We start from the raw sequence: 15,288 nt of genomic DNA on the forward strand, positions 1-15,288 counted from the left end.
CTACTTCAATGTCCTGGCGCCCAACTTCACGGGCGCCTGTAGGACTTTTTTCAACCATTTCCAATTCGCGTAGATGTCGCCGCGACCGCGTAGATGGGTATAACGGCGCATCGAATTCCAATCCCTGTGTCCCGAGACACTGGCGACTCGCGGAATATCCCAGTCCATCTCAAACAGTCGACTGACACCTTCATGGCGCAAGTCATGGAAGTGCAGATCCTCGATACCCAAGATCTTGCAAGCCCTGGTCCAGGACGTGGACACAGATTCAGCGCTGTACGGAAAAATCTCCGGTAGCGATTTCGGCATTGTTTGAAGAATGGCCCAGGCCTCGGGCGGTAGATGGCACCAAACGTCGTTGCCGATCTTCTGGCCGGGGTTCTTCATGTCGCGCACCAACACCCGCCGGCCTTCCTCGTCCAGATCCGCCCACAAAATGCGCGTAATCTCTTCCTGACGACGGGTTGAGAACAATGCAAACCCGGTCAGTTTGAGCATGTTGATCGAAGTGGGGCGGCGGGATTGAATCCCACGAAAGTGCGTCAGGAGTTTGTCCAACTCTTCCAGGGTAGGCCGCCGGTCACGCTCACGGCTTTTCATGTTGTAGCCGAGCTTCTTCAGCACCTTTCGGGCATCCGCCATTGCATGCGGGTCAACTTCATACCCCCATGCCGGCCGGGCAATCGAAAGTACTGCGCCAAGATGGGCCAGATCGTTACCGGCCGTCTGAGGTTGGACGCTTCCGCCCTCTTTGCCCATGCGCCACAGCGCATACTCGACCAACTGCTGACTGTTGATGTCCTGGTCGTTGAGCTTGCCCAGGTACGACTCACTGATTGCTTTGAGCGTTGCTTGCTTGGTTTTGCCCAAGGGGCGGACTTTTTCCATCTCGGCCAGGTAACGTTCGATCATTTCCTTGACCGTAGCGCCTTGGCGGTTTGCCCGCTCGATGGCGCCAGGCTGGTCCAGTTCGGTCTCGCGCTTTCGAACCCAAGCCTGGGCGGCCTGTTTTCGGGCGAAGGTCTGGCTCTCTTGGTAAACTTGCGCTCCATCGCGAAACAGGCGTATCTGTGCCGTGTAACTGATGCTGCCGTCGGTGCGTTTCCGTGCTCTGATCGTGGCCATGGTCAACTGGTACAATTGTGAAAGGGGTTGGTACATTGTACCAATGACCTCTCAAAAACGCCCATTTACCCCTGAAAACCGGCATAAAACACGTAGAGTAAAATGGTACAGAAATCAGCTACATCCCCAGTAAATTCAAGCTCTACGCTGTCTCGGCGGTTCTCCGTTGCACCTATGATGGATTGGACTGACCGCCACTGCCGCTTCTTCCTGCGCCTGCTGTCGAAAAACGCCCTGCTCTACACCGAAATGGTCACCACTGGCGCGCTTCTCAACGGTGACCACGACCGTTTCCTGCGTCACAACGAAGCCGAACACCCGCTCGCCCTGCAACTCGGTGGCAGTGTTCCTCTGGACCTGGCTGCTTGCGCGCGGATGGCGCAGGAGCATGGTTACGACGAGGTGAACCTGAATGTCGGCTGCCCGAGTGATCGGGTGCAGAACAATATGATCGGCGCGTGCCTGATGGGGCATCCGCAGTTGGTGGCCGATTGTGTGAAGGCGATGCGCGATGCGGTGTCGATTCCGGTGACGGTGAAGCATCGGATCGGGATCAACGGGCGGGACAGCTACGAAGAGTTGTGTGATTTCGTCGACACCGTGCGGGATGCCGGGTGCACCAGTTTTACCGTACACGCGCGGATTGCGATTCTGGAGGGGTTGTCGCCAAAGGAGAACCGGGACATTCCGCCTCTGCGCTATGACGTGGCGGCGAGGTTGAAGGCGGACTTTCCTGAGCTGGAGATCATTCTCAACGGCGGGATCAAGACGCTGGAGGCATGCCATGAGCATTTGCAGACGTTCGATGGCGTGATGCTGGGCCGTGAGGCTTATCACAACCCTTATGTGATGGCTGAAGTGGATCAACAGCTGTTTGGCAGCACGGCCCCAGTGATCAGCCGCGCCGAAGCCCTGGCGCAGTTGCGGCCTTACATCGCGGCGCATATCGATGCCGGTGGTTCCATGCACCACATCACCCGCCACGTACTGGGCCTGGGCACCGGATTTCCGGGGGCGCGCAAGTTCCGGCAGCTGTTGTCGGTGGATATTCACAAGGCGAAAGATCCGTTGGCGCTGCTGGATCAGGCGGCGGCGCTGCTCGAAGGGCGTTAACGGTCGGTCTCGTTGAACCTGTGAGGCGTTTCGGCATCGTATTCTTCGATACCGCGCCCCACCTTTCAAACATCCGTTTTCAGGTTGTTGCCACAGGGGGCATTGATACACATACACGCCCTTGAGTGGCTGTCAGCGCTCGGGTAATGTCATAAGACCCACAGGACAGAGCACGCACATGACTTCCAAGCTGGAACAACTCAAACAAATGACCACCGTGGTTGCCGACACCGGCGACTTCGAAGCTATCGCTCGCGTTAAACCGGTGGACGCCACCACCAACCCTTCCCTGCTGCTCAAGGCCGCGGCCATTCCTGCGTATGCCGGGCTGCTGAACGCCAGCGTCAACGACTGCAAGGGCGATGTGGGCCTGGCCAGCGACCGTTTTGGCGTGGCCGTGGGGCAAGAAATCCTGAAAGTGATCCCGGGCCGTATTTCCACCGAAGTCGATGCGCGCCTGTCGTTCGACACTGACGCCATGTTGAAGCGTGCGCATCGCCTGATCGAGCTGTACGACAAGGCCGGTATTGGCCGCGACCGCGTGCTGATCAAGATCGCATCCACCTGGGAAGGCATCCGCGCTGCCGAAATCCTGGAAAAGGAAGGCATCCAGACCAACCTGACCCTGCTGTTCTCCTTCGCCCAGGCAGCCGCCTGTGCCGACGCCGGGGTGTTCCTGATTTCGCCGTTCGTGGGTCGTATCTATGACTGGTACAAGAAAGCCAACGGCAACGACTACACCGGCGCGGACGATCCGGGCGTGCAGTCGGTGACGCGCATCTACAACTACTACAAGGCCAATGACTACAAGACCGTGGTCATGGGGGCGAGCTTCCGCAATCTGGGCCAGATCGAGCAACTGGCCGGCTGCGACCGCCTGACCATCAGCCCGGACCTGATCGACAAGCTGGCAGCGGATACCGGCAAGCTTGAGCGCAAACTGGCGCCTGGCCATGCCGGTGAAGCGCGCCTGAGCCTCAACGAGTCGCAGTTCCGTTGGCAGTCCAACGAAGATGCGATGGCGACCGAGAAACTGGCTGAAGGCATTCGTCAGTTCGCGCGGGATCAGGAGAAGCTTGAGGCGTTGTTGCAGGCCAAGCTGTGAACTGAGTGGGTGTAATGCAAAAAGGGCGAACCTTGGTGGGTTCGCCCTTTTTTGTCAGTAATCTCGCACTCACAGGGATTGTGGGTTGAAATCGAATCGTGCGCTCAGTGCAAAACCACTGTGGAGCGGGCAAGTCGGATCGCCGCACCGCCGCTCCCACGGTGGATTGTGGTGAATGGCGAATCTGTGTTTAGCCAGACAAGACAGCATCACCTCAAGGGATCAGTGTCGCTCCAGCGCATTCACCAGGTCATGGAAGGCTTCACGATTGGTGTCGTTCAGGCCCATGAGGATCTTGTGCGCTTCGAGCACTTTGATCCGCACCACTTCTTCGGACTGATCCTGGTCTGGCAGGTCGTCCAGGCATTCCGGGCACGGTACAGGCTGGTCAACGATGTTGAACACCTGCTCGAAGCCCATGGACTGCAGCAGCCGCGTGATGTCTTCGTGGGTGGTGACGACGGTCGGCAGCAGGCCGACTTTCTGCCGCGACAGGATCGACAGTTTGGCCAGCAGGCCAAGTGTAGTGCTGTCGATACTGCGGGTTTCGGTCAGATCGATCACGATCGCGTTGAAGTTCAACGCGCTGAAGATCCGCTCAATAGTCGCATCCAACGCCGAACACAGGGTCAGGCGAACTTCACCGACGAACTTCAGGACGAAGGTGCCATCCTGCTCGGCGAACTGGATTCTACCGGTACTCATCAAAGATTCCTGCTCAACACCAACAGGGCGATATCATCCGGCATCTCCCCTAGCGTGGCCAATCCAAAAACCTGCCGCAACCCATCCAGGGTGCCGCCCGCAGCCTTGACCCGTTGGGGCAATGCCGCCTCTTTTTCTTTGAGTGTGGGTTCTGGCAAAAGGTCCAGAATGCCATCGGACATCAGCGTCAGGCTGAAGGTCGGCGGCAGTTCCAGTACGTGATCTTCATAGGTGGCTTCGTTGAAGAGGCCCACCGGCAGACCACGCCCGTCCAGATAACGAACACTGTCTGGCGTGTACAACACAGGCAACGGCAAATGACCGCCGATGCTATAGGTCAACAAACCGGTCTCCTCGTCGATGACTCCACCGACCATTGTGACGTGTTTACCCAGCTTACAACTGATCAGGCCCCGGTTGATATGACCAAGAACCTCTGAAGGCTTGAACTCCGGCAAGGTGCCGCTGCGCCTGGATTCGAACAGCAAGCGCGTGGTCATGAACTTCAACAGCACGGTGACGAAGGCTGAAGAGGCGCCATGACCGGAAACGTCCGCCAGGTAAAAGGCTATCCGGCGCTCGTCGACCCGGAAGTAGTCGACAAAATCACCCGACAGGTACAGCGACGGGATGATCTGGTGAGCAAATTTTAGCTCGTCGATGGTCCAGGGGCTGACCGGCAGCATGTTCATCTGCACCTGGCGACCGGCGTTCTGGTCTTCCTGGAGCAGGTTCAGGCTGGCGGCGAGCTCGCGGTTGGCCTTTTCCAGCTTCTCGCGGTAACGCTGGTTCTCCAGCAGCAGGCGCGCGCGATCCAGGGCCCGGCGCACAGAGTGCTCGAGCACAGCCAGATCTTCGAGAGGCTTGATCAGGTAGTCCGCCGCGCCCAGGCGCAGGGCTTCGACCGCGTCGTTCATCACGCCCGCACCCGACACCACGATCACCGGCGTTTGCGGCGACAGTTCGGTCACCTGGCGAATGAGTTCGAGTCCGCCCATCTGCGGCATGCGCAGATCGCAGATAACCAAGTCGGGCTTGTCTTGCTCGAATACCTGAAGACCCTGCTGACCATTGCTGGCCTGCAAGACGCTGAAACCACTGTCTTCCAAATAGGCGGCGAGGCTCGCGCGCACTACTTCGTCATCATCGATTATCAGCAGCGTGGCACTGGTTTTTGGCATGTGGGCAAACGGCGCCAGAATTAGGTTGGCGTAGCAGGCGGGGACTTTGGCCCGGCGCTGACTACTGGATTCGCTTTCTAGCCTCTCTGTCGCACCGCTTTCGGGCATTTGCCCTACACACATGTACACCAGAGGTGCCCTTCTAAGGCGCAGACGGTACTCCCATCCGCGGGGCGTTTCAAGCTCACGCCGATGGTCGCTTGACGTCTTTATTTGTCAAATCACAGAGAGTTATAAGAACAGGCAAATCCGTAACCCAATGGAAGGATCGATTCCATGAGTCAAACCGGTCGGGACGACAGCGAAAAGCGCGATTTCATCCGCATGCGGGTCTTCGAAGACAAAAAAGGCGGCCTTGATGGCCGCCTTCTCAATTTACCGGTCGACGTTAAAAATCGTCTTCGACCTGACCGTCCTTCACCTTGAACTCACGGTTCTGCAAGTACGCATTACGAATAAAGGTGTACTTGTCGCCGGTGATCAGCTTCTCGCTCGATAGCAGGTTGGCCCGGGTATCGATGATGTCCAGGGCGTAGAACGAGTTACGCACCGGAACGTCGTTTACATAACGATAAGCGCCGGTGTAGCTGTCGACGTACTTGGATGGCGCATCACGCAAGGTACTTGGCCCCAGCAAAGGCAGCATCACATAAGGGCCGCTGCCGACACCCCAGTAACCCAGCGTCTGACCGAAGTCTTCGTCATTGCGCTGCAGGCCCATTTTCGTGCCGACATCAATGACGCCCAACAAGCCGAAGGTGGTGTTGAAAATGATCCGCGCGGTATCAACGCCTGCGGCGCGAGGTTTGGCCTGCAGGATATCGTTCGCCAGGTTGCGCACATCGCCGATGTTCCGGAAGAAGTTGTGAACGCCGTCTTCGACAAACTGCGGCGTCACGTACCGGTAGCCCTGGGCCAGGGGCTTCAGCGCGTAGGTGTCGATCACGTCGTTAAACTTGTAAATCGGGCGGTTGACGCTTTCCCAAGGATCCTCTTCCGTGGCTGCCTGGGCAACGAACGGAACCAGCAACACACTGGCGCACACACAAATCCTGGCTAGATGATTGCTCCAGCGCATAGAAATAAAACTCCTTGGTTTGTACTGGCTCGGGCGCCTGGCCCGGGCAATAAGTTGGCAAGTATAAGACGTAAACGCCGTTTAAGGCACTTTGCACGTAATCCACACCGAAGCAATCGTGCCAAATGTGAGCGATTCACATCCATGTCACTCAACTGTCACCGTCGCCCGCTAGCCTTCAGGCTATTTCAGGGACGTCCACATGCCGCTCGCCGAAGCCTTGCCCCAAGCTGCACCCAGCCTGACCGCCGTACTGTTCGGCCTCAGTGGCTGCCTGGTGGATTTCGGCGCTCATACGCACCGGCACGGCAGTCACTTGGCTGAACACGCCGAGGCCACACCCGGCGCACTGGATAGCCTGCGCAGCTTGCAGCGCCAGCAAATCCCCTGCGCCTGGCTCGACGAACTGCCCCCGGCCCTCAGCCAATCCCTGGCCGCGGCGCTGCCGGATTGGATCAAACCTTCGCAACATCCAGCAACAAACAATCCATGGCCCGCCCCGAACGCCTGCTGGCAAGCCTTGATGACCCTGAACGTCGAGCGACTCGACGGCTGCGTACTGGTGAGCGGCGAACCTCGCCTGCTGCAATCGGGGCTCAATGCCGGGTTGTGGACCATCGGTCTGGCGTCCTGCGGCTCGCTGTGCGGGATGACGCCCCGGCAATGGCAAGCGTTGACCCCGCAGGAGCGCGACATCAAACGCGCCAAGGCGACGATGCAACTGTTCGGTCTGGGCGTGCATTCGGTGATCGATCACCTCGGTGAACTCGACACCTGCCTGGCCGATATCAGCCTGCGTCGACTCAAGGGCGAAAAGCCCTGACCGAGATCATGCAGGTTGCTCGCGAGTGGATTAATCTAAAGGTCAGCCATCGACCTTTGGTGTGCCGCCTTGGCGAGCCGCCATGGTCTATGCCAGTGCCTATCGATAGAAGGAAGAACGCCATGCCTGCCCGCGAACTGCAAGAACAGCTCAATGCCCTGCGCGAGCAATTGGACCAGAATCCTCCGTTGTCTGAAGAAGAACGCGCCGAACTGTACGAGCTCATGCAGCAGATTGAATTGAAGCTTGAGCTTGAAACCAAAACCCAGGATTCCAGCCTCGCCGATGGCGTCAACCTGGCCGTGGAGCGCTTCGAAGTCGCTCACCCGACCATTGCCGCGACCTTGCGCAATATCGTGCAATCGCTGGTCAGCATGGGAATCTGAACCCACCGAATGCAATGTAGGAGCGAGCTTGCTCGCGAGGGAGTGTCAGATACATTGATGTCGACTGACACTCCATCGCGAGCAAGCTCGCTCCTACAGGTAATCGTTACTGGCGGACCAGGCGGTGGTTCGGCAGTTGAACGGTTTCAGTACTGCGATACGGGTTGATATCCAGCCCGCCACGACGCACATAACGCGCATACACCGTCAGTTTCTCCGGCTTGAGCAACCGCTGCAGGTCGAGAAAGATCCGCTCCACGCACTGTTCATGGAAGTCCGAATGCTGACGGAAGCTGACGATGTACTCGAGCAGGCTAGCGTGATCCAGCGCCGCGCCACGGTACTCCACCACCACGCTGCCCCAGTCCGGCTGGCTGGTGACCGGGCAGTTGGACTTGAGCAAATGGCTGTGCACGCTCTCCTCGACAATGCGCGAATCATCGCAACGCAGCAGTTCCGGCCGTGGATGCTCGTAATTGCTGACGCTGATATCCAGTTCATCGATGCACACGCCCGGCAAGGCCACGACGCCTTCGCTCTCGACCTCCTGGAGACTGCGAATGCGCACGCCCACCGGCTTGCCGGCAGCCGCCGACAAATCCTCGACCAGCGTCGCCTCAAGGCTCGCGGTATCGGCAAACGGCGTCTGATTCAGGGAGTTGAGGTACAGTTTGAACGACTTCGACTCGATGATGTTCGGCGAATCCGCCGGAATGCTGAATTCGCCGATCGCCACCACGGGCTTGCCCGAAGGCAGCAACCAAGACAGTTCGAAGCAGTTCCAGAAGTCCACGCCTTTATACGGCAGGGTTTCAGCCGTCAGGCCCAGTTCCGCCCACTTCGCGGTACGCGGGATCGGGAACAGCAAGGACGGCGTGTAGGTGGCGATGTATTCGCTGGACTTGCCCAGCGGCGAGTGTTCGGCTGCGGGATGCATGGCGGAAACCTGACTGAAGAATCAGCGGATTCTATCAGCCTTTGCTCCCGCCTTTGAGTGCTTACTGACTGACAGTCAGTTTGCCGACCATGCCGGCCTGGTAATGACCGGGGATGTTGCAGGCAAACTCAAGGCTGGTGGCCTTGCTGAAGGTCCAGGTCAGCTCGGCGGTCTTGCCCGGCTCCACCAGTACGCTGTTCGGGTCGTCATGCTTCATGCCGTGGTCCATTTTGCTGTGATCCATACCCGCCATGTTGCCGTGATCCATTGCCTTCATGCCGGTCGGCGTCAGCATGCCGCTCTGTTGCATCTGCAACATTTCCTGCTGGTGTTTGGCATGCATCGCCGCATCACCCAGATTGAACTCATGCAACAACTGGCCTTTATTGACCAGCACGAAGCGCACGGTTTCCCCGGCCTTGATGTCGAGGGACTTCGGCGTGAAGGACATATCACCCATGACCACCTCGACACTGCGGGTCGCCTTGGCCGCCGGGGCCGGTTGGCCGAAATCGTAGGTCTGCCCGGCGTCCGCCCACACCGGTGAACTCAGCGCCAGCAAACACAGGATTGGCGCCACGGATTTGCGTAAAAACATCGTCATACTCCAACAAGATAAGGCTCAGCATGCGCAAAACTCTAAACTGCTGCCACTGCCCGCAACCTGACAGCCAGATTACAACTTTGTCAGGTTGCCCTGTAAGAACGCTGCCCACGGTATAAAGCGTTCGTTCCAATTGCCATGAGTCGCCCATGAAACTGCTGATCGTCGAAGACCAACCGAAAACCGGCCATTACCTGCGCCAGGGCCTGGCCGAGGCCGGATTCAACACGGAACTGGTGGCCGACGGCAACACCGGTCAGCAATTGGCCCTCAGCGGCGAATATGCCCTGCTGATTCTCGATGTGATGCTGCCCGGTCGTGATGGCTGGCAGATTCTGCAAGCGGTGCGCAGTGCCGGCCTGGACACGCCGGTACTATTTCTGACCGCCCGTGACGCCGTGGAGGACAGGGTTCACGGCCTCGAACTGGGCGCCGACGATTATCTGGTCAAGCCGTTTGCCTTCTCCGAACTGCTGGCCCGGGTCCGCAGCCTGTTGCGTCGCGGCAGCGCCACGCCGCAGGAAACCAGCTTGCAGCTGGCCGATTTGCGCCTGGACCTGATCCGTCGCCGGGTCGAACGCAACGGGCAGCGTATCGACCTGACCGCCAAGGAATTCGCCCTGCTGGAAATGCTCTTGCGCCGCCAGGGCGAAGTCTTGCCCAAGTCGCTGATTGCGTCCCAGGTCTGGGACATGAATTTCGACAGCGACACCAATGTCATCGAGGTCGCGATCCGTCGCCTGCGCCTGAAGATCGACGATGAATTCCCCAACAAACTGATCCACACCGTGCGCGGCATGGGTTACGTCCTTGAAGAGCGCCCCGCCTGATGCGCCGCCTGTCCTTGAGCAACCGCCTGGCACTGCTGTTTGCCGCGTGCACCGCCGTGGTGTCGTTGTTCGCCGGGGTGCTGTTCAGCCGCGCCAGTGAGGCGCACTTCGTTGAGCTTGACCAGCAACTGCTGGACGGCAAGCTGATTGGCCTGCGCCGGGCCCTGCACGACGTTCAGTCGAGCGACAGCGAAGTGAAACTGGCCGAGGAATTGAGCCGGCAAGCTGATCTGTCCCTGCGAATCACCGGCAGCGACGGCCAGCGCAGGTATGACAGCTCGACGAACATTCCGCAGGCATTGCCGCGTCAGCCCGGATTGTCGACGGTGAGCCATGAAGGCACGGACTACCGAGTCCTGAATGCGCTACTTTTCCCTGACAAACCCGACTCACCGCAATTGACCTTGCTGCTGGACATCACCCACCACCAGCACTTTCTGCAACGCATGCAGCATTTGATCTGGCTGACCGTCGGCCTGTCAGCCCTGGCCACCGCGTTGCTTGGCGCCTGGGCGGCACGCAGCGGCTTGCGTCCGTTGCGGCGGATCAGTGCGGTGGCCAGCGGTGTCTCCGCGCAATCGCTGAACTCGCGGTTGCCTGAAGAAAACATGCCACCGGAACTGGCGGAAATGGCCCACAACTTCAACGCCATGCTCGGACGCCTCGACGACTCGTTTCAGCGCCTGTCCGCGTTCTCTGCCGACATCGCCCATGAACTGCGCACGCCATTGTCGAACCTGCTGACCCACACCCAGGTCACCCTCACCCGCCCTCGCCCCATCGAGGACTACCGCGAAGCCCTGCACAGCAACCTCGAAGAACTGCAATGGATGGCACAACTGGTCAACGACATGCTCTATCTGGCCAAGGCTGATCATGGATTGTTGATCCCCAAACGCGAGCCATTGGAGCTGGGACAGGAAGCGGATCTGTTACTGGAGTTTTTTGCGCCGCTGGCGGAAGACGCGCAGGTGACGCTCGCACGGGAAGGCCATGGGTGCCTGGAAGGCGACCGCAGTATGTTGAGGCGAGCATTGTCCAACTTACTGGATAACGCGCTACGTTTTACCCCCGTCGATGGCGAGGTTCGGGTAAACATTGTCGAGCAAGCGAATGACCTGAGATTGAGCGTCGAAAACACAGGTAGCGCAATAGACGCACAGTTACTGCCGCGGCTATTTGACCGCTTCTACCGTGCAGATCCAGCGCGCCGTGAAGGCAGCAGTGAACATGCAGGATTGGGGTTGGCGATCACCCGATCGATCATCCGCGCCCATGGCGGGCAGATTCGTTGCGAATCGGAGAATGGGTGGACGCGGTTTGTGATTGAGTTGCCAAGGGGGGATTGAGGCCAGTAGTACCGGCCCCTTCGCGGGCAAGCCCGCTCCCACAGTGTTTTGTGGCGTTCACATAATCTGTGTACGACGCAGATCCCTGTGGGAGCGGGCTTGCTCGCGAAAGCGGTGTAACGGCTTACGAATACCGCAACGCATGAGCCGGCTCGATCTTCGCCGCCCGCCATGCCGGGTAAACCGTGGCCAGGAAGCTCAAGACAAAGCCCGCCGTGCAGATCAGCGCCACATCCGCGCCTTGCAGCTCGGACGGCAGGTTGCTGACGAAATACACGTCGGAACTGAAGATGTGCTGCCCGCTGACCCGCTCGATCCAGCCCACCATCTCGCTGACGTTCAGCGCGGCAATCACCCCCAACACACCGCCGATCAGAGTGCCGACAATCCCGATCACCGTGCCCTGCACCATGAAGATCGCCATGATCTGCCGCGGCGTGGTGCCGATGGTGCGCAGGATCGCGATGTCCGCGCCCTTGTCGTTCACCACCATGATCAGGGTCGCGATGATGTTGAAGGCGGCCACCGCGACGATCATCAGCAACAGCAGGCCGATCATGGTTTTTTCCATTTTCATCGCACTGAACAGGCTGCCCTGGGTATGGGTCCAGTCGTCAGCCTTGTAGGCGGCGCCCAGCCCCGTGGCGATGTCGCTCGACACTTGCGGCGCGGCATACAGGTCCTTCACCGCCAGGCGCACGCTCTGCACCTGAGTCGGCTCCCAGTGTTGCATCTGCGCGGCATCGGCCATGTGGATCAGGGCCATGGTGCCATCCAGCTCGGCACCGACCTTGAACACGCCGACCACATTCAGCCGTTGCATGCGCGGGGTAATGCCGCCCGGTGCGTTGCTGACTTCCGGCACGATCAGGGTGATCTTGTCGCCGACGTTCAAGCGGAAACGGCGCGCCGTGATCTCGCCGATCACCACGCCGAATTCGCCCGGCTTCAGGGCTTCGAGGCTTCCCTGAACGATGTGCTTGGCGACGATCGACACCTGGCCTTCCAGCGCCGGGTCGACACCGCTGACCTGGATGGGTTGCATCGTGCCCTTGTAGGACAGCATGCCTTCCATCTCGGTGAACGGCACCGCCGCCGTCACTTCCGGGTTTTTCATCGCCGCCGCTGCCACGGGCTTCCAGTCATCAATCGGATTGACGCCGACGATGGTGGCATGCGGCACCATGCCGAGGATGCGCGAGCTCATTTCGCGCTGGAAGCCGTTCATCACCGATAGCACCACGATCATCGCCAGCACGCCGAGGGCGAGGCCGATCATCGACGTCATCGAGATGAAGGATACAAAGCGATTGCGGCGCTTGGCGCGGGTATAGCGCGTGCCGATAAAGATCGATAACGGTCTGAACATTCGCTGGGGCACCGTATGGAAATAAAAGACCCGACACCTTTTCAGACATCGGGTTTCGGCCAATCAGATGGGAGTGAGGCAACCTTCCTGCAAGTGCAGGACGCGATCCATCTGGCGGGCCAGGTTCATGTCGTGGGTCACCACCAGGAACGCCGTGCGCATCGAGGTGCTGAGCTCCAGCATCAAGTCCTGGATCCCCTGGGCAGTGTGAGAGTCGAGGTTGCCGGTCGGCTCGTCGAGCATCACCAGGCCCGGTGTGTTCACCAGGGCGCGGGCGATGGCCACGCGCTGACGCTCACCGCCGGACAATTCGGCCGGTTTGTGTTCCAGGCGATGGCCCAACCCTACCCGCTCCAGCAACGCCGTGGCACGCTGGCGCGCTTCCGGGATCGCAGTCTTGCCGATCAGCAGCGGCATGCAGACGTTTTCCAGGGCGGTGAATTCCGGCAACAGGTGGTGGAACTGGTACACGAAGCCAAGGGCGCGATTACGCAGCAGGCCGCGTTTCTTCTCGCTCAGCGCCGACAGTTCTTCGCCATCGAGCCAGACGCTGCCCTTGGTCGGTGTATCGAGGCCGCCCAGCAGATTGAGCAAGGTACTTTTGCCCGAGCCGGACTTGCCGACAATCGCCACACGCTCTCCCGGGTGCAACTCCAGTTGCAGGCCGGCCAACACTTCCACCGATTCCGGGCCTTCCTCGTAGGACTTGCCCAGGCTGCGGCAGCTCAAGATTGCTTTATCACTCATGCCCGACTCACTCATAACGTAGCGCCTCCGCAGGCTGGGTGCGCGCGGCACGCCAGGCTGGATACAGGGTGGCGAGGAAACTCAGGACCAACGCCGCAGAGCAGACCATCACGACGTCCTGGCTCTGCACTTGCGAGGGCAGGTAATCGATGAAGTACACGTCGGCGTTGAGGAACTTGTGCCCGATCAAGCCTTCGAGGGCCGAGATCGCGGCGCTGACATTCAGTGCGGCGAAGATGCCGACCACGGCGCCGATCGCGGTACCGACCACGCCAATCACCGTACCCTGCACCATGAACGTGCGCATGATCGTGCCCGGCGTGGCGCCCAGTGTGCGCAGGATCGCGATGTCGCCCTTCTTGTCGTTCACCACCATCACCAATGTGGAAATGATGTTGAATGCAGCAACCGCGACGATCAGCAGCAACAACAGGCCGATCATGGCTTTTTCCATGCGGATCGCCTGGTACAGGTTGCCGTGGGTGCGGGTCCAGTCGCGGGCGTAGAAACGGTCTTCGCCGAGATCGCGGGCGATGCTCCACGCGGTGCGCGGTGCCTGGAACAGGTCGTCGAACTTCAGGCGCAGGCCCTGGACCTGATCCGGTTTCCAGCGGTGCAGCCGGGCCAGATCCTGCAGGTTGGTGACACCCAGATAGCCGTCGAGCTCGCCGGCGCCGACATGGAAAATGCCGACCACGGTAAAGCGCTTCATGCGCGGGAACATCCCGGCAGGGGTCACGGTGACTTCCGGGGCGACGAAGGTCAGCTTGTCGCCGATCACGGCACCGAGCTTGGCCGCGGCCTTGTCACCGATGACGATGCCGAATTCACCCGGCACCAGGTCGTCGAGTTTGCCCTGGGTCATGAAGTGATCAATGATCGACACCTGACGCTCTAGCGCCGGGTCGATGGCATTGAGCAGGACTTTCGAGACCTTGCCGTTGTTGGTCAGCAACCCCTGCATTTGCGTGAACGGCGCAACGGCCGTCACCTGCGGGTTCTGCTTGACCTTGGCCGCCAGGCTTTGCCAATCGCTGATCGGCTCGCCGGACTCGATGGTCGCGTGGGGCACCATGCCCAGCACGCGGGTGCGCATCTCATGATCGAAGCCGTTCATCACCGACAGCACCACGATCATCACGACCACGCCAAGGGCGAGCCCGATCATCGAAGTCAGGGAAATGAATGACACAAAATGATTGCGACGCTTTGCACGGGTGTAACGCGTGCCGATAAATACGAAGAGAGGTCTGAACATGTCGGGGCTTGTTCGGAGGGAAAAGGAACGTCCTTGTGGCGGGGGTCGATAACCAGCTTTACACTCAGACCACCGCCGCTACCATGGGTTCGCCATGTCGACATTAGATGAAGAAGATCGCCGCGAATACTACCGTATCGAGGACACGATCGCACTGGAAATTCGGCCCCTGTCCGCTCCCGAAGCCGCAGGCCATGAAGTGTTGCAGGATGCTTCCCCGCTCTTCAACCTACTCAGCGAACTGCACCTGAGCGAATTCGAGTCGCAACACCTGTTGCGCCAGATCAGCGAACGCGACCGGAACATCACGGCGTTCCTCAAATCCCAGAACAAACGCATCGATTTGCTGAGTCAGGTGATCGCCATCACCGCGCTCGGGCAAATCGGCGCACCGCAGCCGGTGAACATCTCCGAAGGCGGCATCGGCTTTCAGCATCCATCGCCCATTGCCACCGGCGCACGCCTGTCGGTCAAGCTGGTGCTGATGCCGCAAGCCCTGGGCCTGCTGTTGCGCGCTCGTGTCACCCATTGCGAGCGCAAGGGCGATAGGTATGACGTCGGCACCGAGTTCGAACACCTGACCGACGCCCAGCGCCAACTGTTGGCCCGCCACATCTTGCAAAAGCAGGCCCAGGAACGACGCCAGGCCCGCGAACAAGTCGAATCAGGCAATTAATT

The 15,288-nt window shown here is 59.6% G+C and carries 16 protein-coding genes; 7 read left to right on the plus strand and 9 right to left on the minus strand.

Annotated features, from left to right (window positions below):
• Complete coding sequence (locus ACEN8Z_RS22150) at positions 1 to 1,125, minus strand: site-specific integrase (protein ID WP_495598177.1); 1,125 nt, start codon at positions 1,123 to 1,125, stop codon at positions 1 to 3.
• A gap of 102 nt (positions 1,126 to 1,227) precedes the next feature.
• On the opposite strand from ACEN8Z_RS22150, the gene dusA reads away from it, so the two are divergent.
• Both dusA and tal read left to right on the plus strand, forming a co-directional pair.
• Entirely contained in the window at positions 1,228 to 2,238 is a 1,011-nt protein-coding gene (gene dusA / locus ACEN8Z_RS22155) for a tRNA dihydrouridine(20/20a) synthase DusA (RefSeq protein WP_495595681.1), read from the plus strand.
• 178 nt (positions 2,239 to 2,416) lie between these two features.
• On the plus strand, positions 2,417 to 3,343 hold the full coding sequence (gene tal / locus ACEN8Z_RS22160) for a transaldolase (protein WP_150758837.1): 927 nt from the start codon (positions 2,417 to 2,419) through the stop codon (positions 3,341 to 3,343).
• Between the two features lie 222 nt (positions 3,344 to 3,565).
• On the opposite strand, the gene rssC is transcribed toward tal, so the two are convergent.
• The 3 genes from rssC to ACEN8Z_RS22175 form a co-directional block, all read right to left on the minus strand.
• Entirely contained in the window at positions 3,566 to 4,048 is a 483-nt protein-coding gene (gene rssC, locus ACEN8Z_RS22165) for an anti-sigma factor antagonist RssC (protein ID WP_347907646.1), read from the minus strand.
• A complete protein-coding gene (gene rssB / locus ACEN8Z_RS22170; protein WP_033052723.1) occupies positions 4,048 to 5,229 on the minus strand; it encodes a two-component system response regulator RssB in 1,182 nt (393 codons plus the stop codon). The genes rssC and rssB overlap by 1 nt, the downstream gene beginning before the upstream one ends.
• A gap of 388 nt (positions 5,230 to 5,617) precedes the next feature.
• Positions 5,618 to 6,307: an MlaA family lipoprotein gene (locus ACEN8Z_RS22175; RefSeq protein WP_277536398.1), complete on the minus strand. Its 690-nt coding sequence runs from the start codon at positions 6,305 to 6,307 to the stop codon at positions 5,618 to 5,620.
• Positions 6,308 to 6,509: 202 nt separating this feature from the next.
• On the opposite strand from ACEN8Z_RS22175, the gene pcrP reads away from it, so the two are divergent.
• A complete protein-coding gene (gene pcrP, locus ACEN8Z_RS22180; RefSeq protein ID WP_495595682.1) occupies positions 6,510 to 7,130 on the plus strand; it encodes an HAD superfamily inactivated hydrolase PcrP in 621 nt (206 codons plus the stop codon).
• Between the two features lie 122 nt (positions 7,131 to 7,252).
• Complete coding sequence (locus tag ACEN8Z_RS22185) at positions 7,253 to 7,516, plus strand: DUF4404 family protein (RefSeq protein ID WP_495595683.1); 264 nt, start codon at positions 7,253 to 7,255, stop codon at positions 7,514 to 7,516.
• Positions 7,517 to 7,622: 106 nt separating this feature from the next.
• On the opposite strand, the gene queF is transcribed toward ACEN8Z_RS22185, so the two are convergent.
• Together queF and copI are read right to left on the minus strand one after the other, a co-directional pair.
• Complete coding sequence (gene queF / locus ACEN8Z_RS22190) at positions 7,623 to 8,453, minus strand: NADPH-dependent 7-cyano-7-deazaguanine reductase QueF (RefSeq protein WP_495595684.1); 831 nt, start codon at positions 8,451 to 8,453, stop codon at positions 7,623 to 7,625.
• 61 nt (positions 8,454 to 8,514) lie between these two features.
• Complete coding sequence (gene copI / locus ACEN8Z_RS22195; protein ID WP_442096774.1) at positions 8,515 to 9,051, minus strand: copper-resistant cuproprotein CopI; 537 nt, start codon at positions 9,049 to 9,051, stop codon at positions 8,515 to 8,517.
• A gap of 155 nt (positions 9,052 to 9,206) precedes the next feature.
• On the opposite strand from copI, the gene ACEN8Z_RS22200 reads away from it, so the two are divergent.
• Both ACEN8Z_RS22200 and ACEN8Z_RS22205 read left to right on the plus strand, forming a co-directional pair.
• The gene (locus tag ACEN8Z_RS22200; RefSeq protein ID WP_495595685.1) at positions 9,207 to 9,887 is read left to right on the plus strand and encodes a heavy metal response regulator transcription factor; all 681 of its coding nucleotides are present in this window, start codon (positions 9,207 to 9,209) and stop codon (positions 9,885 to 9,887) included.
• Positions 9,887 to 11,236, plus strand: coding sequence for a heavy metal sensor histidine kinase (locus tag ACEN8Z_RS22205; protein ID WP_495595686.1), 1,350 nt, complete (start codon positions 9,887 to 9,889; stop codon positions 11,234 to 11,236). Before ACEN8Z_RS22200 ends, ACEN8Z_RS22205 begins: the two co-directional genes overlap by 1 nt.
• A gap of 124 nt (positions 11,237 to 11,360) precedes the next feature.
• On the opposite strand, the gene ACEN8Z_RS22210 is transcribed toward ACEN8Z_RS22205, so the two are convergent.
• The 3 genes from ACEN8Z_RS22210 to ACEN8Z_RS22220 all read right to left on the minus strand — a co-directional run bounded on the left by ACEN8Z_RS22210 (position 11,361) and on the right by ACEN8Z_RS22220 (position 14,610).
• Positions 11,361 to 12,605, minus strand: a complete 1,245-nt coding sequence (locus tag ACEN8Z_RS22210) for a lipoprotein-releasing ABC transporter permease subunit (RefSeq protein WP_495595687.1) — start codon at positions 12,603 to 12,605, stop codon at positions 11,361 to 11,363.
• Between the two features lie 63 nt (positions 12,606 to 12,668).
• Positions 12,669 to 13,352: a lipoprotein-releasing ABC transporter ATP-binding protein LolD gene (lolD, locus tag ACEN8Z_RS22215; RefSeq protein ID WP_177323267.1), complete on the minus strand. Its 684-nt coding sequence runs from the start codon at positions 13,350 to 13,352 to the stop codon at positions 12,669 to 12,671.
• A gap of 7 nt (positions 13,353 to 13,359) precedes the next feature.
• A complete protein-coding gene (locus tag ACEN8Z_RS22220; protein WP_495595688.1) occupies positions 13,360 to 14,610 on the minus strand; it encodes a lipoprotein-releasing ABC transporter permease subunit in 1,251 nt (416 codons plus the stop codon).
• 94 nt (positions 14,611 to 14,704) lie between these two features.
• On the opposite strand from ACEN8Z_RS22220, the gene ACEN8Z_RS22225 reads away from it, so the two are divergent.
• Positions 14,705 to 15,286, plus strand: a complete 582-nt coding sequence (locus ACEN8Z_RS22225; protein WP_495595689.1) for a PilZ domain-containing protein — start codon at positions 14,705 to 14,707, stop codon at positions 15,284 to 15,286.
• Positions 15,287 to 15,288 lie beyond the last annotated feature (2 nt).

Source organism: Pseudomonas sp. Pseusp10 (genome assembly GCF_059492225.1).